Origin of the sequence: Methylovirgula sp. (assembly GCF_037200945.1) — a bacterium.
In the GTDB taxonomy this organism is placed as follows: Bacteria; Pseudomonadota; Alphaproteobacteria; order Rhizobiales; family Beijerinckiaceae; genus Methylovirgula.
Genome location: NZ_JBBCGP010000001.1, coordinates 1795141 through 1818300 on the forward strand (window position 1 = coordinate 1795141; position 23160 = coordinate 1818300).

Annotated in this window: 19 protein-coding genes, 1 tRNA gene and 2 pseudogenes; 13 read left to right on the forward strand and 9 right to left on the reverse strand. The window is 58.2% G+C overall.

The genetic code is table 11. The features are described 5' to 3' along the window. Positions 1–6: 6 nt before the first annotated feature. Both WDN02_RS08690 and WDN02_RS08695 read right to left on the reverse strand, forming a co-directional pair. The gene (locus tag WDN02_RS08690) at positions 7–1464 is read right to left on the reverse strand and encodes an efflux RND transporter periplasmic adaptor subunit (RefSeq protein ID WP_337293114.1); all 1458 of its coding nucleotides are present in this window, start codon (positions 1462–1464) and stop codon (positions 7–9) included. Positions 1465–1774: 310 nt separating this feature from the next. Then, the gene (locus WDN02_RS08695) at positions 1775–3250 is read right to left on the reverse strand and encodes an efflux transporter outer membrane subunit (RefSeq protein WP_337294899.1); all 1476 of its coding nucleotides are present in this window, start codon (positions 3248–3250) and stop codon (positions 1775–1777) included. Positions 3251–3724: 474 nt separating this feature from the next. On the opposite strand from WDN02_RS08695, the gene WDN02_RS08700 reads away from it, so the two are divergent. The 7 genes from WDN02_RS08700 to WDN02_RS08730 all read left to right on the forward strand — a co-directional run bounded on the left by WDN02_RS08700 (position 3725) and on the right by WDN02_RS08730 (position 10651). Beyond that, the gene (locus tag WDN02_RS08700) at positions 3725–5035 is read left to right on the forward strand and encodes a glycosyltransferase (protein ID WP_337293115.1); all 1311 of its coding nucleotides are present in this window, start codon (positions 3725–3727) and stop codon (positions 5033–5035) included. A gap of 323 nt (positions 5036–5358) precedes the next feature. Continuing rightward, positions 5359–5841 carry a hypothetical protein gene (locus WDN02_RS08705; RefSeq protein ID WP_337293116.1) on the forward strand — a complete coding sequence of 161 codons (483 nt, stop codon included), beginning with the start codon at positions 5359–5361 and terminating at the stop codon, positions 5839–5841. Between the two features lie 2 nt (positions 5842–5843). Beyond that, a complete protein-coding gene (locus WDN02_RS08710; RefSeq protein ID WP_337293117.1) occupies positions 5844–6281 on the forward strand; it encodes a curli assembly protein CsgF in 438 nt (145 codons plus the stop codon). A gap of 52 nt (positions 6282–6333) precedes the next feature. Then, a complete protein-coding gene (locus WDN02_RS08715; RefSeq protein ID WP_337293118.1) occupies positions 6334–7233 on the forward strand; it encodes a CsgG/HfaB family protein in 900 nt (299 codons plus the stop codon). A 322-nt stretch (positions 7234–7555) separates the two neighbouring features. Further along, entirely contained in the window at positions 7556–9397 is a 1842-nt protein-coding gene (locus tag WDN02_RS08720) for a hypothetical protein (protein WP_337293119.1), read from the forward strand. A 94-nt stretch (positions 9398–9491) separates the two neighbouring features. Beyond that, complete coding sequence (csgH, locus tag WDN02_RS08725) at positions 9492–9923, forward strand: curli-like amyloid fiber formation chaperone CsgH (RefSeq protein ID WP_337293120.1); 432 nt, start codon at positions 9492–9494, stop codon at positions 9921–9923. 68 nt (positions 9924–9991) lie between these two features. Beyond that, positions 9992–10651, forward strand: a complete 660-nt coding sequence (locus tag WDN02_RS08730; protein WP_337293121.1) for a hypothetical protein — start codon at positions 9992–9994, stop codon at positions 10649–10651. A gap of 61 nt (positions 10652–10712) precedes the next feature. On the opposite strand, the gene WDN02_RS08735 is transcribed toward WDN02_RS08730, so the two are convergent. Further along, a complete protein-coding gene (locus tag WDN02_RS08735) occupies positions 10713–11411 on the reverse strand; it encodes a glutathione S-transferase family protein (RefSeq protein ID WP_337293122.1) in 699 nt (232 codons plus the stop codon). Between the two features lie 41 nt (positions 11412–11452). On the opposite strand from WDN02_RS08735, the gene WDN02_RS08740 reads away from it, so the two are divergent. The 5 genes from WDN02_RS08740 (at position 11453) to WDN02_RS08760 (ending at position 15440) form a co-directional block, all read left to right on the forward strand. Further along, positions 11453–11680: a hypothetical protein gene (locus WDN02_RS08740; RefSeq protein ID WP_337293123.1), complete on the forward strand. Its 228-nt coding sequence runs from the start codon at positions 11453–11455 to the stop codon at positions 11678–11680. 478 nt (positions 11681–12158) lie between these two features. Then, entirely contained in the window at positions 12159–12533 is a 375-nt protein-coding gene (locus WDN02_RS08745) for a hypothetical protein (RefSeq protein ID WP_337293124.1), read from the forward strand. A 352-nt stretch (positions 12534–12885) separates the two neighbouring features. Further along, positions 12886–13188: a DUF1778 domain-containing protein gene (locus WDN02_RS08750; RefSeq protein WP_337293125.1), complete on the forward strand. Its 303-nt coding sequence runs from the start codon at positions 12886–12888 to the stop codon at positions 13186–13188. 3 nt (positions 13189–13191) lie between these two features. Next, positions 13192–13704 carry a GNAT family N-acetyltransferase gene (locus WDN02_RS08755; protein ID WP_337293126.1) on the forward strand — a complete coding sequence of 171 codons (513 nt, stop codon included), beginning with the start codon at positions 13192–13194 and terminating at the stop codon, positions 13702–13704. A gap of 197 nt (positions 13705–13901) precedes the next feature. After that, a complete protein-coding gene (locus WDN02_RS08760; protein ID WP_337293127.1) occupies positions 13902–15440 on the forward strand; it encodes an IS3 family transposase in 1539 nt (512 codons plus the stop codon). A gap of 311 nt (positions 15441–15751) precedes the next feature. Here WDN02_RS08760 and WDN02_RS08765 read toward each other — a convergent pair. The 5 genes and pseudogenes from WDN02_RS08765 to WDN02_RS08785 all read right to left on the reverse strand — a co-directional run. Further along, a pseudogene (locus WDN02_RS08765) lies at positions 15752–16778 on the reverse strand (IS110 family transposase). Between the two features lie 342 nt (positions 16779–17120). Next, a tRNA-Arg gene (locus tag WDN02_RS08770) sits at positions 17121–17197 on the reverse strand. 114 nt (positions 17198–17311) lie between these two features. Continuing rightward, the gene (locus WDN02_RS08775; protein WP_337293128.1) at positions 17312–18817 is read right to left on the reverse strand and encodes a HAMP domain-containing sensor histidine kinase; all 1506 of its coding nucleotides are present in this window, start codon (positions 18815–18817) and stop codon (positions 17312–17314) included. A 3-nt stretch (positions 18818–18820) separates the two neighbouring features. Further along, positions 18821–20011, reverse strand: a complete 1191-nt coding sequence (locus tag WDN02_RS08780) for an FAD-dependent oxidoreductase (RefSeq protein ID WP_337293129.1) — start codon at positions 20009–20011, stop codon at positions 18821–18823. A gap of 49 nt (positions 20012–20060) precedes the next feature. Beyond that, a pseudogene (locus tag WDN02_RS08785) lies at positions 20061–20186 on the reverse strand (FAD-dependent oxidoreductase); the annotation flags it as partial. A gap of 229 nt (positions 20187–20415) precedes the next feature. Here WDN02_RS08785 and WDN02_RS08790 point away from each other — a divergent pair. Beyond that, the gene (locus WDN02_RS08790; RefSeq protein WP_337293130.1) at positions 20416–21717 is read left to right on the forward strand and encodes a UDP-glucose/GDP-mannose dehydrogenase family protein; all 1302 of its coding nucleotides are present in this window, start codon (positions 20416–20418) and stop codon (positions 21715–21717) included. Between the two features lie 119 nt (positions 21718–21836). Here WDN02_RS08790 and WDN02_RS08795 read toward each other — a convergent pair whose 3' ends face one another. Continuing rightward, on the reverse strand, positions 21837–23102 hold the full coding sequence (locus tag WDN02_RS08795) for a radical SAM protein (RefSeq protein ID WP_337293131.1): 1266 nt from the start codon (positions 23100–23102) through the stop codon (positions 21837–21839). Positions 23103–23160: the final 58 nt, after the last annotated feature.

The following is a 23160-nucleotide window of genomic DNA, read 5'->3' on the forward strand; positions in this document are numbered from 1 at the left end:
CAAGGATCACTCGGAATTCTGCCGATGATGGTGGTGATGGTGGCCAGCCGCGCCCGCCGGAGGCGTGGTCTGCTCGCCTGCGGGGGCCGTCGTGCCGGGCCCAGATGAGGCTGCGCCGTTCTCCGCCGCGGCTGTCGCTCCGGGAACGATGACGCGAGCGCCATCGCTCAACCGGTCGGTGCCGTCCGTGACAACGCGGTCGCCGGGCTTGAGACCCGACAGGATCTGCACCATGCCGCCCTGGCTCTGGCCGAGCGTTACCTTCTGCACGGAGACAGTGTTATTCGGACTAACGAGATAGACGTAGGTGCCGGGCGCGCCGCGCTGGATCGCGGGCACAGGTGCGGTGATGACGTTTTGCAGCGTCCGCACGAGAACTTGTACGTTGACGAATTGATTGGGGAAGAGTGACTCGTCCGCATTCGGGAATTCGGCGCGGAACCGCACCATGCCGGTCGTCGTATCGATCTGGTTATCGAGGACGGTGACAGCGCCGGTTCCCAATTCATGCACATTGGCGCGATCGTAGACCGTCGCCGAGAGCGGCGTGCTGCCCTTCATCTGCAACATGACGTCGGGAATATCGTCCTCCGGCAACGAGAAGATGACCGAGATCGGCTCCAACTGAGTCACGACAGCAAGGCCGTTGGCGTCCGACGTCTGCACATAATTGCCCTGATCGACGATGCGGATGCCGACGCGTCCGGTCACCGGCGAGACAATATGGCAATAGGTGATGTTCAGTTGTTCCTGCGCGATGAGCGCCTGGTCGGTCAGCACCGAACCCTGGTTTTGCTTGACGATATAGGCCTGATCTTCGGCCGTTTGCCGGGCGATCGAGTTCTGCGTGACGAGTGTTTGGTAACGCACCAGGTCGAGTTGCGCCTGTTGCAGCAGGCCCTGATCGTGCGCAAGCTGCCCCTCATATTGCTGCGCCAGCAATTGATAGGGCCGGTCGTCGATCTGCGCGAGCAAATCGCCCTTTTTGACATGATCGCCTTCCTTGAAGGCGACTTGCAGGAGCTGGCCGTTGATCTGAGTCCGGACCGTGATCGTCGCCAGCGGCGTGACCGTGCCGAGCCCCGAATAGATGATCTTGATATCGCCGGTGCCAACGGTTGCCACGCCGACCGATTGCGGCGGCCCACCAGCGTGCTTATGCGCCGGGCGCTCTGCCGGCGCGGGATGAAGGACATGATAGGCGTAATAGCCAACGCCGCCGAGTACGATGAGGCCGATCAGAAAACCGAGGAACGAGCGCCGGCGTGGCTTTGCGGCCGGAATATCTTCGGCAGGCGCCACCGGTGCGTCGCCAGGAGCTTGCGGCGCATCCTTGCGCGCCTGCGGAGCAGGTTCGTTCTGCTTCAATGCCGGATTAGCGCTCCGCTCCGGCGCATAAGCATCGCTGGGGGGCACAGGTCGACGGGGCTGGTCGACTTTTTCGTCCATCTTCTTTTCGTCCATCCGGTTCGTCCGAGCGATGGGCAACCCGCGCGGCGCAGATCGTCAATTGAAAATCAATATAGGGGCGCATGCCTTAATTCATGGCTTGCAAACCCGACGCCGCCCGAGATCAGAACGGCCACCTTGCGAAGCCTTACCCAGTGGGACTAGTTCCAGCAAAGCATCGTCAGCCTACCCGGTTCGCGCCTCTTTTCCCACAAGGGCAATAATCCGCGACTTGTCAGCATCCCTTCCTCATCAGGGCCGATAAAGGCAAATTACTTCTTGGTGAGATTTTTGACGTCGAGGTCAGGTTTCTGGCGGTGGATTTCTAAAGCGGCGGCGTGAAAGTCGGCACTTTGGAAAGGCGGGCGAGGCTTGGCAATTCGGACGCATCCCAGCCGCCGCCCAAGGCCTCGATCAAGGCAACGCTGGCGATGAACAGATTTTGCCGGGTTGTCAGCAGGTTTTCCTCGTCCTGAAGCTGCGTCGCTTCTCCTGTGACGACCGTGGTAAAGGGGACGGTGCCAGCCTGATATTGATTGAGGTCGATCTGTACCGCCTGGCGCGCCGCCTTCACCGTTTCGACCTGCTTGGCCGCTTCTTTTGCCAAAATCCGCAGCGCCGCCAATTCGTCCTCGACCTGGTCGAAGGCCGTCAAAACCGTCTGCCGATAGCTCGCGATATTTTGTGCGTAAGTCGCCCGCGCCGCGGCGAGATCGGCCGCGAGCAGCCCACCGTCAAAGATCGTTTGCGTGGCCGTTCCCGCAATCGACCAGGCTTCCGCCGCCGCGGAGATGGGCAGCGGGGTCGCTCCTGCGAAGCCAAAGGCGCCGGACAGATTGATGTCGGGATAGAAATTCGCCACCGCGACGCCGATCAGAGCATTTTCTTCCTGCATCTGGCGCTCGGCCGCCGCGATATCAGGGCGCCGCTCCAAGAGCAGTGAGGGCACGGTCGCAGGGACGCGCGGCGGATAGGGTGGGAGTTCTGCCGGGGTGAGCGACAGGTCGGATGGCGGTCGGCCGATCAGAATCGCGATCGAATGCTCGAACTGCGCACGCGCCACGCCGGTATCAATGGCCTGTGCCTCAGTCTGCAAAAGCTGGGTTTGCGCGGTGATGACATCGCCTTGGGAGACGGTGCCAGCTTTGAACTGATTTTGGGTAATCGTCAGCGTCTTCTTGAAGGCGACGATCGTGCGATCGAGCAGAGCCTTGAGCGAATCCTCCTCGCGCATGTCGAAATAGGCAGTGGCGAGGGCGGCCTGTTCGGAAAGCTTGGCATTTTGCAGGTCGGCGGCGCTGACCTGGGCCGCGGCCGCCTGGCTCTCGACCTGACGGCCAATGCGGCCCCACACATCCAGATCCCATGTCGCGTTGGCGACGGGATTGAAAGTCGTGAATGTGGAGCTGCGCGCAGCCACAGCCCCACTTGTAAATGTCCCGCTGCCCTGATGCTGGTAAGTCGCGCTGTAGCTATTGGTGACCGTCGGGAAATAATTGGCCTGCGCCTCGCGGATCAGGGCGACGGAATTATGATAGGCTTCGAGCGCTTGCTTAACGGTCTGGTTAGAGACTTCAACCTGGCTCAGCAGCGATGCGAGCTTGGCATCGTGATAAACCGCCCACCATTCGCCGCGATCGAGCGCGTCGGCAGGATCGGCGAGCTTCCAGCCCTTCTTGGCTTCCTTGAAATGCGGCGCGATTGGCGCCGCGGGCCGCACGTAGTCGGGCCCCATCATGCAGCCAGCGAGACTCGCACCTAGGCACGCGAGAAACGGCAGTCTCGAACCGATCCGAGGCAGGCGATGGAGCGAAAGCCAATCCAAAGGTCGAAACTCATTGATGCCGTGCCGGCGAGAAAAATGCTGTTCGGCCAAAGCCTGCGGCAGCGTTCCTCCTTCGCACCCAACATGACAGGCTTGCAAGATGAGTCCTGGATCAGCGCCGCCGCTTAAACCGAGACGATCAAGCTAGCAGACAAATTTGGCTTATTTTTCAAAAGGAAGTGATTGTTCTGTTTTTGCAACGGGGGGCCAGAGATGTGTTTCGCGCGATCAACGTTGCGCGAGGGACCGTGGACGTCCGGACCTCTCGCTGGCGAAGCGGAAACTTGGCGCCGCATTTCTTCTCAATCGGGACTTTGCATATTTGTCGCCGTTCTTTCGGCCTGTTTTTCCAAGAATACGCAAATAAACAACCTAAAGTTGTATGTCTCTGGCTTGTGAGCTATCGGAAGCGTCCCCGGGCGAGAGCCGAAAGATTTGCCGGAGAAAAAGTTGAACAAATCGATTTCGACGATCTCCTTAGCGAGGACGAACTCTAACGGTCTTAGACCTCGCGCTGTCGTAATTGCTACACCTTGGGCGCGCAGCGGCAGCTCGAACATATTCGAAGCTCAGACGTCGTCTCTCGCCGATGCGGGCTTAGAAGTCGCGTTGCTTGTTGGGCCAGCGGAATATTGGTACAGCGATTATGACTCCCAATTGTTGGCTGACATTCAGGAAGCATTCAATTGGCCAAGCGTGTCCCTTCTGTCTTGGGATTCGTTTGGGCGTAACGCAAAAGCCGCCAGATTGAAGGGCCGATTACGGTGGATGCTTGCAAAACGCGATAGCGAGTTAAAAATTCAGGCTAGGATGGCGTTGGATACGTCGTTCTCAAAAGTCTTCAAGGAGTTTCTGTTAGCGCACGATATTGAAATAATCTATGCGAACCATGTATTCCAAATAATGCTTGCCGAGAAGGTGGCGGCTTTTCCCATTTCAAATTCGCGGGCGCGACCGGAAATAATCGTCGAAACGCACGATATCCAATCATCCCTAAACATCAAATCGCTTCGAAGAAATACATTCTCCCGCGTTCCGGATTTTTATCACCAGCTCATCCGAGATGAAGTTTCTCTTCTGTCGAAAGCCGATAAAATTACCCATCTCAGCGTGGATGACATGGCGTTTTTTTCGAGCCTCTTACCCAGCAAAAAGCACTTTTTGATTCCTCCGACGCTATCGCCTGCTGTCGAAAGAAAGCTTACTGCGATACGAAGTGCCTCCTCGCCCAAACTCATCGATTTTTTATGGGTGGGTAATGACAATCCCGGCAATATACAAAGCGTGCAATGGTTCTTCGAATACGTGATGCCGCATTTAAGTGGCGATCTAATCATCAATTTTGTGGGTACGATAAGACGGTATTTCATCAAGGATGAGTCGCAGATTATCGCAAAATATGGGCATATGTTGTTAGGCGAAGTGGCAGATGTCGCACCATTTTACGAAGCCGCTAAAGCGGTGATCGTTCCGGTCGTATTCGGGACGGGCGTATCAATTAAATTCGTAGAGTCTATCTGCATGGGCAAGCCGATCGTGGCCACTCCGCTCGCGTTTCGGGGCTTGTCGAAAGCCTTGATCGAAAGATTGCCCATTAAAACCGCGATGCCACCAATCGGTTTTGCAAGGGCAATGATGCAAGTGCACGAAGATGCCGAATATGCTGAGCCTCAATATTCGAGGTTCTACGATGAGCATCTCTCAAACAAGCGATTTGATGAGCTTCTCTCGGCGGCCACAGGACTTCACCGCGGAAGATAATTTAGGCGTTGACCGCGACGCTGGACTTCCGGAGCACATCCTTCGCTTCGACGATTTGCTACAGGCCCGGGTTGAGTGATGACATCGGCGATGTCGCGGTTCGTTTAGTCCAGCTCTCAGTGCTTTATTCCCTAGTTCGATATCCGACCGCAAATCCTCTTCAAAGATTCGTTATCGCATTCCAGTGCTGAAATCCCGGTAGCTGCCTCCATGTTACCGCCCGAATCCACGCGGCCTTTGTCACGCAGACGCTTCGCCTTGTCTTAAAATTGTAGTCATCGCCGCGCTAAGAGACCGCCAACGGAAGTTGGGGCGAGGCTGTGATGAAGTCGGGGCGTGGGCGCGTTATAGCCGCGGGTGTAATTGTCGGCTTTTTTGGGCTGCTGATAGAGCCGGCCTATTCTCAGCAGGCCAACAGCAATTCCTACACGGATCTCTCGCAATATTTGATCAGCGGCAGCCAGGTCGTGCCGCAGCAGCAAGCTGCATCGGGCGCCGCCTATAATACGACGTCGATCGTCAAACAGGCCGGCGAAAACAACAGCGCCACCGCCACGCTGGTCGGCTCGGGCGACATTACGACACAGATACAAAACGGCACGGGCAATTCGTCGACCGTCTCCATCAACGGCTCGCAAAATTCTCTCTCCACGACTCAGATCGGCAATTCCAACACGGTCGCGCTCAGCGTTGTCGGAAACAACAGTTCGATCAGCAATCTGCAGGTTGGCAACGGGCTTTCCTATCAGCTGAGCGTTGTCGGCGCGCCGCAGACGGTCTCGGTACAGCAATACGAACGGAAGTAATCATGCGTTCGTCACACGCGATGCGTTTGTTGTCTCTGGCCGGCATTCTGCTGCTTTCTCTCGCCCGTGCGGCCGATGCCGGGACGCTTGTTTATACGCCGATCAATCCAAATTTCGGCGGCAACCCGCTGAATGGTTCGTTGCTGCTCAGCCAGGCGCAAGCGCAAAATCAATACACGCAGTCCAACAACGGCTCTTCGGCGGGCGCGCAGGCGCAAACGCCGGGCCAGATCTTCGCGCAGGAGCTGACCAGCCAGCTTTACGCATCACTCGCGAACCAGATCACGACGGCCATCTTCGGGCAGAATGCGGCGCCGTCCGGCACGTTCTCCTTCGAGGGGACGACGATCACCTATCAGCATGTCGGCGGCAACATTGAGATTTCCATCAACGATGGTTCGACCATCACCAATGTGACCGTTCCGGCGACGACGGAATAAGAGATCTTGTCGAAGACTGAAATCGAGTGGGTGTTTAGTTTTGGGGGCATTTATGTTTTTGCGTATCGCGCGCATTGTGGGTCTATGCGCGACGCTTGCGTTGTCGGCTTGTGCGTCGGTCTCGGGTCTGAAAGATCCGCTCGAACAGGCGCCGACGATAACGCCGTCATCACCCACGTCACTCAATCTTGAGAACCTGCCGCCGCCACCGCATAAGCTCGACATCGCCGTTTATGCCTTCCCCGATCTGACGGGCAAGAACGAGCCAAATGCAAATATCGCCGTCTTTTCGCGTGCCGTGACTCAAGGCGGCGCCGACTTCGCGGTCGATGCTTTGCAACGCGCGGGCCACGGCCGGTGGTTTACAGTCGATGAGCGCATTGGCCTCAACAGCCTTCTACAGGAGCGGCAATTGGTCCGCGCGACGCGTTCCGAATTCGAGGGGGACGACGCGCGCCCGCTGCCGCCGATGCGTTTCGCCGGTCTGCTTCTCGAAGGCGGCATCATCGCGTTCGACGGCAATGTCGTCACCGGCGGCGTGGGCGCCAATTTTCTCGGCATCGGCGGCAACGTCCAATATCAGCAGGACACAGTTACGGTGGGGATGCGCGTCGTCTCGGTGCAGACCGGTGAGATCCTGACGAGCGTGACGACCACCAAGACCGTCTACTCGGTCGGCTTGGACGCCAACGTCTACAAGTTTGTCTCGATCGACCAATTGCTCCAATCCGAGACCGGCTTCACGCGCACCGAGCCGACGCAGCTTGCGGTTCGGCAGGCGATCGACCTCGGTATTTACGCGACCGTCATGCAGGGCGTGCAGAGACGGCTTTGGAATTTCGCCGATGTTGAGGGCGGTCGCGCGCTGGTTGATGATTTCCTGTCGCGCGAAAAGGTCACCTCATTTCCGGTGATGAGCGACGCGTCGCGGCAGGTAAAACCGCCGAGCTAGGATTGTTTAGATCACAGCGATGCGAGCGTAATCTATACTTTTACAAGTACGGTTAAGTAGTATTGTTAATACTGCCAAGTTAATTGGCGTAGTAATGTAATTTTTATGAATTTATTATGAAATATAATTAGTATTGATGTAATTATTACATTCATATTATTGAAGTAATTTCTAAGAAAATACTTTATATTAAAATAAAGCAATGAAGAGATTGATTTTTATATTTTATTAAGCCAGAGGTTAACTTGGCGTTAACCTGCGGCCGGAGAGGGCGGCAATTGACGCTATTCGGGGCAATGGGGCTCCCTCTCAGGAGATTTCTATGAATAAGCAATTGCTGCTCGCTTCGGTGAGTATTCTCGCGAGCGTCGTCGCGACATCTGCTTTCGCTGGCGACAACAATTCCGCGACAGTGTTTCAGCCGGGCCCGGGCTCGAACGAAACCGTGACCATCGATCAGTCCGGTGATGGCAACCTCGTCGGGCCAGTCGCGAATTCGCAAACTAAAGGCATCTACCAGACCGGCACCGGTGACAGCCTCAACGTGACCCAGTCGGGCACCAGCGATACCTTCGATGGCAACGATGCCACGACGGGTTCGCTCGTGCAGACCGGTACGGACAATAGCGCCGTGGTCACGCAGTCCGGCACCGGCAGCACGGTGCACCTGACGCAGTCGGGCACTAACAACGGTACGTTTGATCAGAGCAATTCGGCGCAATTCTCGCCGACCGGTTCGGTCAACACGATCAGCCAAAGCGCCGACAACAGCACGATCAGCCTCAATCAGACCGGCAGCAACAACACGTTCGATCTGACGCAGGGCGGCGCGGGCAACGCTGCGACGGTTACGCAGAGCAACAACGCCAACGAAGCGAACAGCTCGCAGGACGCGACGACGACCAATAGCAAAATCACGATCAGCCAGAGCGCTGGAACGTCCCAGGGTCTTGGCAATTTTGCCTCGGTCTTGCAGTCGGCGAGCACCGGCTCCAGCACGACGGCCACCCAGGTCGGCGCGGCCAACAACCTGACGGCTTGGCAGTTGTCGGATATCAACGGTATTGCGCTGCTGAACCAGACGGGCCTCAGCAACACGATCCAGGGAACGCAGGGCGGCAATGCCAGCACCTTGACGATCAACCAGACGAACAACACCGGCGGCGTCTTTGCCGGCAATATCGCCACCTACAACCAGACTGGCACGAACGACCAGATGACGCTGAGCCAGATCAGCACGAATCAGTTCGGCAGCTGGGCTGCGCGCGTTGGTCAGACGGGCGACAACAACATCATGACGTCGACGCAGAACGGCATCGACGGCGAGTTCGACTTCTCGCAGACGGGTAACAGCAACTACGTCAACAACAACCAGACCGGCAACGGTGATACCGTGACCTTCGGTCAGGGACAGGTTGGTAACAACAACTATGCCCTGATCACCCAGAGCGGCAACACCGATACGCTCAGCTTTACGCAGGACGGTAACGGCAATACGGTCGGAAACAGCGGCTTTGGTGGCATCACCCAGACCGCCAGCAACGATACGGCTTCGATCAACCAGGGCGGGATCGACCTGGGTGTCTCGATCAACGGCACCGTGGAAGCCTCGCAGATGGCGAACAACGAAACGCTCTCTGTGAGCCAGGTTGGCACTGGAGACAGCTTCACGTCGGAGCAGTCGAACGCCAACGAAAGCGCCGCGGTCGCGCAGAACGGCGACGGCAACTCCGTCTCCAACGTCCAGTTCGGCAATGGCGATACCCTGACAGGTCAGCCGATCTCGGTGAACGGTCTCACCCTTGCCACCAGTGCGGTCCAGACGGGCAACGACAATACGGTGTCCAACAATCAGGCCGGCTCGAACGAGACGCTCACCTTCGCCCAAATCGGCAACAGCAACTACATCTACAATGGCCAGTCCACGGTCGGCGATCAGCTGACCGCGCTGCAGACCGGCAATAACAACTACATCAACTCGAACCAGTATGGCAGCGGCACGCAGACCGCTTCGCTCAGCCAGACTGGCAACAACGACACGATCTACGGAACGCAGTCCGGCAGCGGCGACGCCGCGACGGTCGCTCAGTCCGGCAACTTCAACTATGCCTATTATTCGCAGACGGGCGCGGGCAACCACGTCTCGATCACGCAGGGCAAGTAAGCTCAAGAGAGTGGGGCGCCTCGGCGCCCCGCTTTTTCTTCGTGGCGCATTGGTCCGCCGTCCGATATTGGGGCAATTGGCAAAGGAGAAGTCTGTGCGCGTTCTGCAATCGCCGATCCCGAAGCCTCACGTTTCGCGGCCCACATTGATCGGGGTCGCACTTGCGTTTATCGCCGCGCCGCTTGCGGCCGCGCCGACTGGCGGCGATGTGCTCGCGCAGGCGGCTTCGGGACCGCTGCATTGTGAAATTCAAAAAAGCCAGAGCGGCGATATGGTCAGACTTGTCGGGATCGCGACAGGCACGCAGGCAATTGCTGGAACGTCGCGTTTCGTCATGATCAAATCCGGCACCTCGGGATCATCGAATATGGCCCAAAGCCAGCATTTCGTGCTCAAGGCGCAGCAGCAGGCCGTGGTCGGCCAAACCACGACAAATCTCGATCCCGGCGGCCACATCGCCATCGATTTCGGCGTCAAGACGGACGGCGGACTCGTGTGCAACGTCCGGGCGTCATTGGAACGTTAAAAAACTGTGTTTGGAAGCTCGGGCTCCGCGTCGCGGACCAAATTTCAATCTCGTGAGAGTACCAAGCGTTGCAATTCGAACCCTTGCGAGCTGCCCGATCCGTCTTCGTTGCGCTCTCGATTTCCGCGCTGACGATTTTTATGAATGGCACGCCCGCGACTGCGCAGCAGCGAAGCGGAGCGAACGGGCAATTGATCTCGAACAATCAGGCGGCGCCACCGCAATGTGATGCCAATTGCGTGCGTGCCAATGCCGCCAAAGCGGCTGACGCCTGCGCGCCCCGCATCGAGTCGCAGGCGCCGAGCAGTTTCAACTGGATGTCCCGGCCTAACGCGGGGATTTTCCAGCAAGCGGACCCCTCTTCGCCGGGCGACACAATCGTCCGCTATCGCGGCGATTCGATCCGGTTTCTGACGGCGGACAAAAGCTGGCTACGAGTGAGTTACGAATGCGCCTACGATGTCCGCGCAGGTGTCGTGCAGTTCGTCAAGGTGCGCTCTGGCAGTCTCGACCAGCCTTTGGGGCCGGCGAATGTCCAAACAGCAAGCCAACATTCCGCGGTTCAGGCCGCGGCGCTCGCGGCCGCAATTCGCGCCGCGGTGCCGGGTGCGGCGATCACCAGTTCGGCGTTGGTCAAGCCGAAAAAACGGGTACATGTCTGGGAGCCGAGCCAAGTCGAAATTCAGCAACAGAACCCCAATCCGAGGCTGCCAGCGCATTCAACCTAGGCGCAGCGTCGGGTTATTCTAAGCCGTCGACGGATGAGCGAGCATGCGAGCCCGCTGCGCATTAGCGGGCGCGCATAACGATTTCGTGGATTGCCTCGCAATGGCGCACCAGAACTGGCCTCGCCGAAACAAATTCTTTCAAGGGCGTGTCGATGTCATAGAAATGGATGTTGGCAATGAAACCATAAATTGCGGCATCCACACTGGTTGGCTTGGCCCCATGCAAATAATCGTTGAGCTTTATTAGATTGGCCAACACACCGAGATCGGCGAGACCCCGGGCATAGGCCGCGTCCGGCTCATATCGACCGATGCCTTGGAAATAATACCTCTTCGAATTGAATTCGCGCGCCTTGAGGATGTCATCGTCGGTTAGCTGCGGATGTTCGCGCACAAGGGCCGCGCTGAATATCGGCCAGAGGCGATCGTCTTTCCAGCGCGAATAAGACATTACCCAATAGAGATCGTCTAACAGACGAACGACGAGAAGGTCCAAGTCCCGCTCACGGGCATTGAGTGCTGAATCGATCGTCAGGCGATATTTCGAAATAAGATGAGTTATAATGGTGTTGCTGTCGCCGATGGTCTCGCCATCATCGACAATGTAGGGCAGTTGCCCGCGCGGTGCCTGTGATGCATCGAAAACATGTTCATGCCTGAAGGGCAAACCTACAAGCCGCAAAAAGGCAAAGACCTTCAGCCCGTATCCGTTATTGTCGGCGACGCCGAACAATGTTGGATAGGAATAGAGAACGATCAAAATGCAGTGCCTCCGGTGAGCGCTTGTGGCGCTGCGGTGCAGTGAATCACCGCCTGAGCTTTGATGGCAAGTGGCAAACAAACGCATGGTCATCGCGCGAAACAACGCTGGCTCGGCCGAACGTGAGTTATCTGAATATCGCGATCAGACTCCAAATCATGATGCCCAGGCCAACACAGACGGTCGCGATCGAAATCGAGGAGTCGCCAGGCACGCTGATCGAGGTTGATTCATGCCACGTCTACCCCGCGCTGAAAGCCGCTGCCTAGCACCGACGCCAGCACCGGCCACCAACGAAAAGGCCCGCTTTGCGCGGGCTTTCACGGTATTCTAGGAATGTTGTGCACGCCTACTTGCACTCGTTGGTAGCGGCAATGCACATTGAGTGATCTAGCGATGCGCCCGGGTAACCCCGGCATCCATGACTGAAATTTGTCGCTGGGCGTGATCACCGTCTGTGAGGCCGGTCCGGCAATAACGATTGGATGCGTCGGACTCCACGAGCCATCCGCGTTCGAAAAGAAACTGTTGCAATTGGGTGCAGCAAGTGCGGGCGTGGTGACCCCGCATATGGTCATCGCAATACTCAAAAGCAGTCTGCTTGCCGACTTGCCGCGCATGAAGCCCCCTATAGTAATTTCGCATTTGAAGTTGGCTTGGCGGCGGCCACAATATTGTGACAGGCGAGAGAGTTGAACAGAATTTGATTGCAGTTTGCTAGTCAGTGTTTTCTGGCGGTGGCGCCTGGTGGCTGCACCAGCGGTGTCATTCAAAATCGGGGGCGCGCAGCTTTTAGGCTTCATGCGTGACTACAAAATCGAGTCGCGGCGCTGTGTCATCTCGCTGCCGGACGAGGGCGCCGCCGTTGAGATTTTTGAGGGGACGTTACACGGCTCAGTGACGGCCTTTGATGGTAGCCGAGCGCCAAATCACGCGATTAAGGCTCGCTTCGCGCGAGTCTTTTTTCAATCCGCACAATGCCAGACGTTTCTCTTAGCCGTGGCGATTCGGTGGCGATTCCTGCGAAAAATGAAAAAGGCGCCCTATGGCGCCTGCTTCCAAACCATTGTATTTTGGCAGGTTTCTGGCGCGCCCGGAGAGATTCGAACTCCCGACCCCTAGATTCGTAGTGTAAATTCATAAAAAGCCTTTTAAAATCAATAACTTAAATTGTGGCGACAGTTCGCCAAGTTTGGAAGGTTGAAGCCGCCCTTTTCCACCGACCTCGCCGCGACAGTCTAATGTGATCAAGACGGAGATCGTCCGTCTTACTGAGAAGTGATCTTACGGTCCGAATTTTGCCGACCACGTGAGAGCGGAGCCCTTAGCGAAATCGGCCCGGCGTGAGTTGGGTCACGAAAACTCGATCCGAATGTCAGTCCTCGAGAGCGACATTCTGATCACTCCGCTCAGGTAGGAAGACGGGCTTGAAATATCCGGCCAATGGCCGTACATCACGGCGAGGAGAAAGACCATGGCTGACCCAGCTTTGAAACCCAACCGCAGCCGCGTTCGTGGCGAACGCCTAGAAACGCGCGTCACGGCTGACCAGAAGAGCCTCATCGAGCATGCTGCCGCACTACAAGGCCGGACAGTGACAGATTTTGTGCTAACCAGCGTTCAGGAAGCGGCCCGCCGCGCGATCGACGAGCACCAACGCGTCAATCTGTCGGTTCGTGACAGCCGGGCTTTCGTGGAAGCTCTGATTGATCCGCAACCGGTCAACGATCGGCTACGCGATACAGTCCGCCGTTATCGCGAGAAGGCCGGTGTCTGACGCGTGGCGCATGAAACCAACGAGACGCTCCGGGTCGAAGCGCTCGCCTCGTATCATGACCGTTCGGGGTTTGAGAGTGGCGTAGAGCCACTGGACAGGTATTTTCGGGCCCAGGCTGGGCAGGATGCTCGGAAGAACTTGGCGGCGCCGTTTGTCCTGGTTTTGCCCGACGGCGCTATCGGGGGTTATTATACCTTGTCAGCAACTGGCGTCGCCCTCGCGGACCTGCCGGCACAGATCACCCGGAAGTTGCCGCGTTACCCCCTCATACCGGCGACCCTTTTGGGAAGACTTGCCGTTGACCGGCGGCATCAAGGCAACGGCTACGGGCGCTTTCTGCTGGCCGACGCGCTTTTCCGTTCAGTGCAGAGCGAGATCGCTTCGTTCGCCGTGATCGTCGATGCCAAAGACGAGAATGCCCGACGCTTTTATGAGCGTGAAAGCTTTTTACCGTTTCCCGACCAGCCGATGAAGCTGTTCCGGCCGACGGCGGACATCACGAAGCTGTTCGATTAGGACGCCGGAACTATACTCGGCATGTCGATGAGACGACGCTGCCTCGTCTTCGGGGTATTTCGAGCCGTCATTATGCGACCCGTTGCTCACGTATAAGTTCATGAATTCGTGCGTTTGGAACCATCCTGTTGATTTCCGCTGAGAACTGACCCCAGCGGGGATGCGGACGAAAACTTGGACCACCACGGAGGTAGTTCATGTATTCCTACGTAGACAGGATCCGGGCGGTTGAGCTGTATCTCAAGCTAGGCAAGCGGATTAGGGCGACCATTCGCCAGCTAGGTTATCCCACCAAGAATGCGCTGAAGGACTGGTACCGTGAGTACGAGCAGCAGCTAGATTTGCGAATGCGCTGTGCAGCTCGAGCGCCGAAGTATTCCGAGGCCGAAAAGCAGGCGGCGCTTGAGCACTACCGCACTCACGATCGCTGCATTGCGTCGACGATGAAGGCCTTGGGTTATCCTGGTCGTGGCACTTTAACGGCATGGGTTCGAGAGGCGTTCCCTGGTGCCAGGACATCCATGGTCGGTCGGTCCTGGCGTCCTACGTATCCTGAAGCCTTAAAACAGGCCGGCGTCATCGCGCTATTCAGTGGAGAAGAAAGGGCGCAAGAGGTAGCGGATCGTCTGGGCGTGTGCCGGCCGACATTGTACAACTGGAAAAGCCAGTTACTGGGTCATGAGGCTCCGTCAGCTATGAAGCATCGCAACACCTCTCCGCCAGCTCAGGAACGCGAGGCACTCGAGCGCCAACTCGAAGCCCTGCAGCGCGATATCCGTCAATTGCAACTCGAGCATGACCTCTTGAAGAAGGCCAACGAACTCGTAAAAAAAGGCCTGGGCGTCGATCTGCACCTCCTGAGCAACCGGGAGAAGACACAGCTGGTTGACGCCCTCAAAGATATCTATCGGTTGCCGGAGTTGCTTAGCCAGCTAGGGCTGGCGCGAAGCTCCTACTTCTACCACCACGCCCGGGTGAGCCTCGCAGACAAGTATGATGTCATGCGGCGTCGCATTACCGAAATCTTCGAAGCCAATCATCGCTGCTACGGCTATCGCAGACTACAGGCGTCGCTGGCCAAGCAGTGCGTGACAATCTCGGAAAAGGTCGTGCAGCGGTTGATGAAACAGGAAAGCCTAGTCGTCGCCAAGCCAAAGCGGCGGCGCTTTGGCTCGTACCTGGGCGAGATAAGTCCGGCGCCGGAGAACCTGATCAATCGCGACTTCCACGCGAAGGCGCCGAACGAAAAATGGCTCACCGACATTACCGAGTTCCAGATCCCAGCCGGCAAGGTATATCTATCACCCATTATCGATTGCTTCGATGGCATGGTCATCAGTTGGTCGATTGGCACGCAGCCAGATGCTGGGCTGGTCAATACAATGCTCGACGCCGCCATCGATACCGTAGCTGGCGGCGGGGAGCGCCCAATCATCCACTCTGATCGGGGAGCGCATTATCATTGGCCGGGGTGGCTGACGCGAGTCAGTGATGCAAACCTGGTTCGCTCAATGTCTCGTAAAGGCTGCTCGCAGGATAACGCAGCGTGTGAGGGATTCTTCGGTCGGCTGAAAACGGAACTATTTTACCCCCGCGATTGGAATGCCATCACAATCGATCAGTTCGTCAAAGAGGTTGATGCCTACATCCGATGGTACAACGAGAAGCGGATCAAAATATCCCTTGGCTCTCTCAGCCCCATCGAATATCGAGAAAGTCTGGGATTTTACACATAAATCAGTCCAACTTTTTATCCGCATCCCCTATCCCTCTGCGCTGGGTCATGTATGGATGCCCCCGTTCGTGCAAGGCTTTTTTCGAACGGCTCGAACGTGTGATCGGGTGCGGTCATGTATCAGGCCTTTTCGTGCGGCTCGATTTTGACCGCTGGCCGGTATGGAGCTACGCGGACCTGGTGCAAATCAGCTCTGCGAGCTCAAGGCTCTCTGACCCGGATGCATTCCCAGACCCACTGTCACCGATCTTTGTCCTTACCCTTCGTTGACCTCCTCACACGCCGACGGTCCGATCTCGCTGCCGGCTTTGCTTACGCGGCAACCAGACCGGAATCCTTGTAGCCTTCATTCTTCGTCATCATTGCCCAGATCGAACGTGCCATTTTGTTGGCGAGCGCGATCGCGACGAGCATGCGTGGCTTGCGCATCAACATGCGGGCTAGCCATGAGTTCTCGGCCGGCGCTTTGCGGCACGCCCAGCGGATCACGGTCATCGCGCCGATGATTAACAGCCGCCGGATATCGCGTTGTCCCATCTTCGAGGTTCGGCCGAGGACCTGCTTTCCACCGCTCGAATGCTGTCTAGGCACCAGCCCGAGCCATGCTGCAAAGTCTCGCCCTTTCCGGAACGTCGTCATAGCGGGGGCAAAGGCCTCGATCGCCATAGCGGTGATCGGCCCCACCCCTGGCATGGACATCAGCCGGGGTCGTGCTCTCCGATCGTTTGGCTTCCGACTTGAGCGTCTTCTCCAAGCTGGCAATACGAGACGACAGCATCTCGATCTGTTCAAGATAAAGCCGTGCGGTTTCCACGACGATCAGGTCGAGGCCAATATTGTCTTCGATAGCCTCTGTCAGCGATGCTAAGTTTGAAATGCCCTGCGGTGCAATGATGCCGTGCTCAGCTAAATGGGCTCGGACGGCATTGATGAGTTGCGTTCTTTGGCGCACGAAGAGATCGCGCGTCCGAAAGAGCATTGAGCAGGCTTGCTGGCTCTCGGTTTTAGGAACGACAAACCGCATCGAGGGCCGCATGGCGGCCTCGACAATCGCTTCGGCGTCTGCCGCGTCATTCTTCTGGCGTTTGACAAAGGGCTTCACATAAGCGGGCGGCAGCAAGCGAACTTCGTGGCCGAGCTTGCCGATCTCGCGAGCCCAATAATGCGCCGTTGCACATGCTTCCATGGCGACAACGCACTTCGGCAGCCCCATGAAGAAGGCCAGAACCTGGCTGCGGGACAGCTTTCTGCGGAAGATGACACCGCCATCGGCGCCGGCGCCATGTGCTTGAAAGACCCGCTTTGCAAGGTCCAGCCCGACAATGCTAACTTCCTTCATGGATGCTCTTTCCTCTGAGTGACGTGTTGCAACATCACTCTGGCACATCGCGATGCCGTCGGGAGGGGGCATCCACTCCATCAGCTCTCAGTGGAAATCAACAGTTTGCCATTTCTGGGTGGCATTTCGCCGCTCGATCGTCATCCGGTCGTGCGGGTCGTTATCCGCGCCGTTGGCCTCAACGCTTCGCCAATGTGAACGCAGGGCGGCAGTCGCTCGGGCATTCGGCGCAGGGGTAACGCGCCGTCTAGAAGCAAATTTCTTGTCGTAAAATTCCCCAGCATAAATCCCAGGATAATTCGAGTTCTATGCTGGGCTGATTTCTATAAGCTATTGATTTTATGGCGCGCCCGGAGAGATTCGAACTCCCGACCCCTAGATTCGTAGTCTAGTGCTCTATCCAGCTGAGCTACGGGCGCGCAAATCCGCAAGGGAAGCCGAAAACTTGCCGATGATCGGGAAGAGGTCGATCCCAAGGATGGACGGCTTCCTTAGCGGCTCGGGCGAAGGATGGCAACAGGCTGCTTTGATGTTCAGGCTGCGACGGCAGGGCGGCGGCGCTGCGGCAATGTGATCCGGAATGTCGCGCCGGTATTCTCGTCCGCATCGTCATCCACAGGCGCCAGTTCGATGCTGCCGCCGTGCGCGCGAACAAGATCGGCCGCGATGGCGAGTCCCAGCCCCGAGCCGCCTGGGCGCGACGAGCTCGAAAAAGGTGTGAAGAGCTGCGCGCGCACGCTCGGCGGCACGCCGGGGCCTGTATCGGCGACTTCAATGATCACGTCGTCGCCGGCGAAGTCTGCGGCGATCATGATTTGCGCCGACCGGCCACGCGCCGGACCGGCGCGGTCGAGCGCCTCCACGCCGTTGCGCATCAGATTCATAAGCACCCGGAACAATTGCTCCGAATCGGCCCAGAGCACGAAACCGACGTTGACGTTGTTCACAATTGCGACGCGGCTGCCGCAGCTCGGACAAACCGATTCGGCCGCCTCGGCGACGACATTGTGCAAATCGACAAACCGTGGACGGGGCGCCTCGTCTGTCGCGCGGCCATAGGTTAGTGTGGTCTGACAGAAGCGGATGGCGCGGTCGAGCGTCGCGACGAGCTTGGGCGCCAGCCGTTGCGCCAACGGATCGGTGACATTGCCGAGGCGATCGGAGAGAAGCTGCGCGGCGGCCAGCATGTTGCGCAGATCATGGTTGATCTTGGCGACGGCGAGACCGAGCGCGGCGAGATGCTTCTTTTGCGTCAATTCGCGGACAAGAGTGTCCTGCATCGTCGCCAGCGCCTCTTCGGCGCGGCCGATTTCATGCGTGGTGCCCGACGGCACGATAATTCGGCTGGCATTTTCCGGATCGGCGCCGAATTCGGTGATGTTGGTCGTGAGGCGGCGCATCGGGCCGAGGACGACGACATGGAGGATGATGACCGCGAGCGCCGAGACAAGCGCCGATATTGTCAACGAGACCATCAGAGCGCGGGCTGCGCTGCTGTGCAACGCCTCTTTCGCCGGTCCCTCGTCCATCGTCACTTCGATGCCGTCACCGCCCATCGGGGCGGCGCCAAGGACAGTGATGACGCGATTGTCGGCGGCAAAATAGGTCCGCCATGCCGAAGCAAGAGATTGCAGGAAGGACCAATGCCGCAGGTCGTAGATCTCGTCGACCGCCGGGGGCAGGGTGGTGGCCGCGAGAATGCGCCGCGTACCGTGCGCTTTCAGGACAATGATGCGTGCACCGACGCTGTCGAGCAGCTCGCGCGACAATTGCGGCGAGACCATCGCCCGCGGCGCCGCCTCGAGAACCAGGGTCGCGGTATAGGCTGCGCTTAAACGGTTGCGCAGCCAATTGTCGCGATAATGCGCGATCAGCGGCACATAGATCATAAATTCCGCCGTCAACACGAAAACGACGACGGAAATGACGATTCGCGTGGCGAGGCCAAAACGCGGGCGCCGTCCTTGCAGGCCCTGTATAATGCCGCCAGAACGATTCTTGGAATAAGGCTGCTGGTTGACGGTAACGAAGTCGCGCATTGCCTATCTCGTCCAGCGCGGAAAGAACCGCTGCCCCAGAGCTTTGCCGAGATAGGGCGTAGATGCAAGCGCAGCCTCGGAGATGGATTGCGTCAGTGCTGGCGCATTGACGACGACGCTGAGGTCCGAAGCTTTCATCCGTTTATCGATGGCCACGCTGAATATCCCCGCAAGTTCGCGCACGCCGGGCCCGACAAGCCCCGCACCCAGAATCATACCCGCCGAATTCGTCACGATCTTGACGTGACCCTGCGGCGTGCGGCTCAAACGCGCTCGTGCCGTATCGGCAAAGGTCGCCCGTAAGATACGGATAGAACTATGTTTTTTTCGCGCTTGTGCCTCGGTGACACCAACAATGGCCATCTCGGGATCGGTGCCGAGAACGCGAGCAATCGGTGCCGTTGAATGGCCGTGCCCAAACAGGTGTGCCGCCAGGCGTTCGGCCTGTCCAAGCGCCGAAAGGCGGGAGTCCGGCCCACCGGCCGCATCGCCGACGACGTGGATTTTGCGGTTGCTGGTGCGGCCCTGCGAGTCGCTCAGAATCCCGGAATTTGCATAGGTGACCCCAGCATTTTTCAGACCCAAACCTTCGACGAGCGGCAGCGGATTGGCCGCGAATGTGATTTGCTGACTTTCCAGCGGCGCGGCCTGCCCTTCAAAATAGAGGCGCACGCCGCCCGAGACCGGTTCGAGTCGGGTGATCTCGTGGTGCGTAAAGAGACGCAAGCCCTCGCGGGTCAGTTGGGTCAACACTGGCGCGACGAGTTCGGGATCTTCGTCGGGAAGAATGGCGCCAGCCTCGACAAGCGACACCCGCGTGCCAAGCCGCAGAAGCGCCTGTGCCAGGATGAGTGCCTGAAAATTCGCACCGACGATGATCAGATCTTCGGGCGGCCGATCGATCGTCAGCACATCTTCGAGCGCCAGCGGCCGTATCAATTCCTGTCCAGGCCATGAGGCATGCGCCGGCGTTGCACCGGTGGCGAGGATGAAATGCTTCGCCTCGATCAATTGACCGCCGGCTTCGACCCGTGTGGGGCTGCTGAAACTGCCAAGGGCGCGGATCAAATGGATGCCGGAGGCGCTGAGCGGCTCCGGCGCATAATCGTGTGCGAAATCCTTGACCGCAGCGAGGGCCTGGGTGCGAACGCGGACAAAATCGATTTTTGCGCCCTGTGCCCCGCCAGTGTGCAAAGCCGCTGTGCAGAAGGCCTGGAGCGGAATCGTCTGGGTGAGGTAGGCGCCCCCCCAACGCGCGCTTTTCTACGACAACAACCTTCGCGCCAAGCCGCGCCGCCGTCCGCGCCGCCGTCAGCCCCGCACCGCCGCCGCCGAGCACGCAGAGATCGTATTGCAATGCATTTGTCATAATCTATCTCGCGCCACTGCGGTGGTGGCGGGCTTGCCCCGTCTTCAGCCGCACCTTACGTTCTTTAGTCTCGACAATGACTTGCCGAAAGCACGGTCGGCGAACAGACCGTGCGGTTCTGGCCTCGGCCCACCAATTCGTGCGTCGGTTGCCTCTCGGTCACGAAAATGGCACTGGCTAGGTTTCGGCTGCAAGCCCTGCCGGGGTTGCGGCGCTTAAGGAGCGAAGAATGCAAATCGCTATGGTCGGCTCAGGATATGTGGGCCTGGTCTCGGGAGCCTGTTTCGCGGATTTCGGTCACAAGGTCTGTTGCATCGACAATGATCCCGCGAAGATCGAGGCCCTGAAGTACGGCAAGATGCCGATCTATGAGCCCGGCCTGGCCGAACTGGTGATGACCAACGTCCGTCAGAACCGTCTGACATTTGCTGACGATCTCTCGGCTGTGCGTGAGGCGCAGGCGGTGTTCATCGCCGTCGGCACGCCGTCGCGACGCGGCGACGGCCATGCCGATCTCACCTATGTCTATCAGGCGGCGCGCGACATTGCCGCGGCGATCAATGGCTTCACGGTCATCGTGACGAAATCCACTGTCCCGGTGGGCACCGGCGACGAGGTCGAGCGCATCATTCGCGAAGTGCGGCCGGACGCCGAATTTGCCGTCGTCTCCAATCCGGAGTTCCTGCGCGAAGGCGCTGCGATCGCCGACTTCAAGCGGCCGGATCGCATCGTCATCGGCGTCGAGGACCCGCGTGCCGAAGCCGTGATGCGTGAGGTCTATCGGCCGCTCTATCTCAACCAGGCGCCGATCCTCGTCACCAGCCGCCGCACGTCGGAACTGACCAAATATGCGGCGAACGCCTTCCTCGCGACCAAGATCACATTCATCAACGAGATTGCGAGCCTCTGCGAGGAAGTGGGCGCGAATGTGCAGGAGGTCGCGCGCGGCATCGGCCTCGACAATCGCATCGGCTCAAAATTTCTGCATGCCGGGCCCGGCTATGGTGGCTCCTGCTTCCCCAAGGACACGCAGGCCCTGATCAAGACGGCGCAGGATTATGGCGCGCCGATCCGCATCGTTGAGACGGTCGCGGCGGTGAACGACCAACGCAAGCGTGCGATGGCGCGCAAGGTGCTCGCGGCGTGCGGCGGCAACGTACGCAACAAGACGATTGCTGTGCTCGGCCTTACCTTCAAGCCCAACACCGACGACATGCGCGATTCGCCGTCGATCGCGATCATCACGGCGCTTCAAGATGCCGGCGCCAAGGTCAATGCTTTCGATCCTGAGGGTATGGACCAGGCGCGTCACTATCTGGACAAGCTGAATTATTGCAGCGACCCCTATAGCTGCTGCAAGGATGCCTCGGCGCTCGTCATCGTCACCGAATGGGATGCCTTCCGCGCGCTCGATCTCGACCGCGTCAAGTCGCTGTTGATCGAGCCAATTCTCGTCGATCTGCGCAATATCTATTCGCCGGACGAGTTGCGCCGCAAGGGGTTCAAATATCTCTCGATCGGGCGCCCCTAGCGCGCTTTCCAGCCGGATGGCATCATCCGGCTGATCAGAAATCGCGCCGATTCATAATATTGGAGTATGTTCTTGTCGAAAAAGTCGCGCAACTTTTTCGGAACATACTCTAAAGCCCCCTATTCAGCTGCTTCCGCAAGGACGCTCGGGCGCGCATATTCGCGCACATTGCCGATTAGCACGTTGCGCTGGGCGAGTTCCGGCGCGTCGAGCACTTTCAGGAAATCCTCATATTCCGGGTGATCCGGGCTACCGATGAAAGCTTCGACATATTCGTCCTTGGCGAAGACGTCGCGCTGACGGATCATATTGAACGAGATGGTGTCGGCAGCGTAATCCTCCGACATGCGCACGAAGGCCGGCATTTGCTTGTAGTTCAGCGCCTGGACGACCATTGAATATGTCAATTGCGCAATCTCGCCCGAGCGGCGCATGTCGCGCAGGAAGGCGAGATTTTTGAGGAGACGCGCGAACGTGCCGCCGCGCCGCACGATCGCATAAGTATCGGCCTCGGCCGCGTCGATTGAAATCTCGACATTGCGCACGCGGTTCTTGAGCCCGAGTTCTTCCCAGGCGCGCGGATCGAGAAGCTGGCCGTTGCTGATAAGATCGATTTTCAAATCAGGGAATTCGCCGCCGTTGAGGCGCTTGAGCAGATTGCGGAAGTGCTTGCTGCCGAACGGATCGCCGGAGCCGGTGACGAGCACGGACTTCGCTTCGCGCAGCAGCGGCACGAGCGTCTTTTCGGTCAGATCGTCGAGCTTCGCCTGTCTGGTGGAATTGGCGAGGTAAGTGCTTGAGCGGCACGACGGACAGGAGAGGTTGCAGGATTTGTCGTGCGAGAGTTTCACATGCTCCGGCAGGCTTGTCGTGCCGGATTCATGTCGCACGATAATCGCCTGCGCCCGGGTCGCGTCGCGGGGCATCAGTGTGCGGCTGGTGATTGCGGCGCAATGCACATGATTGCAATAACGATAAGAGCCGTCGATGATCGACTCGCGGAGCTTCTTTGCGATGTCGCCATTCCAGAGCTTTTGCGGATCGGTGTCGAGCGTCCCGATCGGCGTTGGCAGCCAGACCGGACAGCAGACATAGGCGAGGCCGGTGGGCGTCGTTTCGAGTTGCTCAAACGGGCTGGCACAAAAATGCGTGCGTAAATAATCTTGCGTGCTGATGCTCGTCTGCTGCTTGGCGGTGATCTTCTGCCGCCGCTTCAGCATGAATTTATTGTCGATCCAGACGCCGACGGCGTCGATCCGGTCGAGACCGATGAATTCATGAAATTTCGGATGCACCAGGAGCTTGAGCGCGCTTTTCGGTACGAGTCTATCAACGAGCTCGACCGCCGTACCACGGAGCCAAACGACCGATTTCGCTAAAGACATTTGCAAGCCCCGCGGAACCTCGTCCGCTTTCGATGAACAATTCCGGCGACGTCCGCAC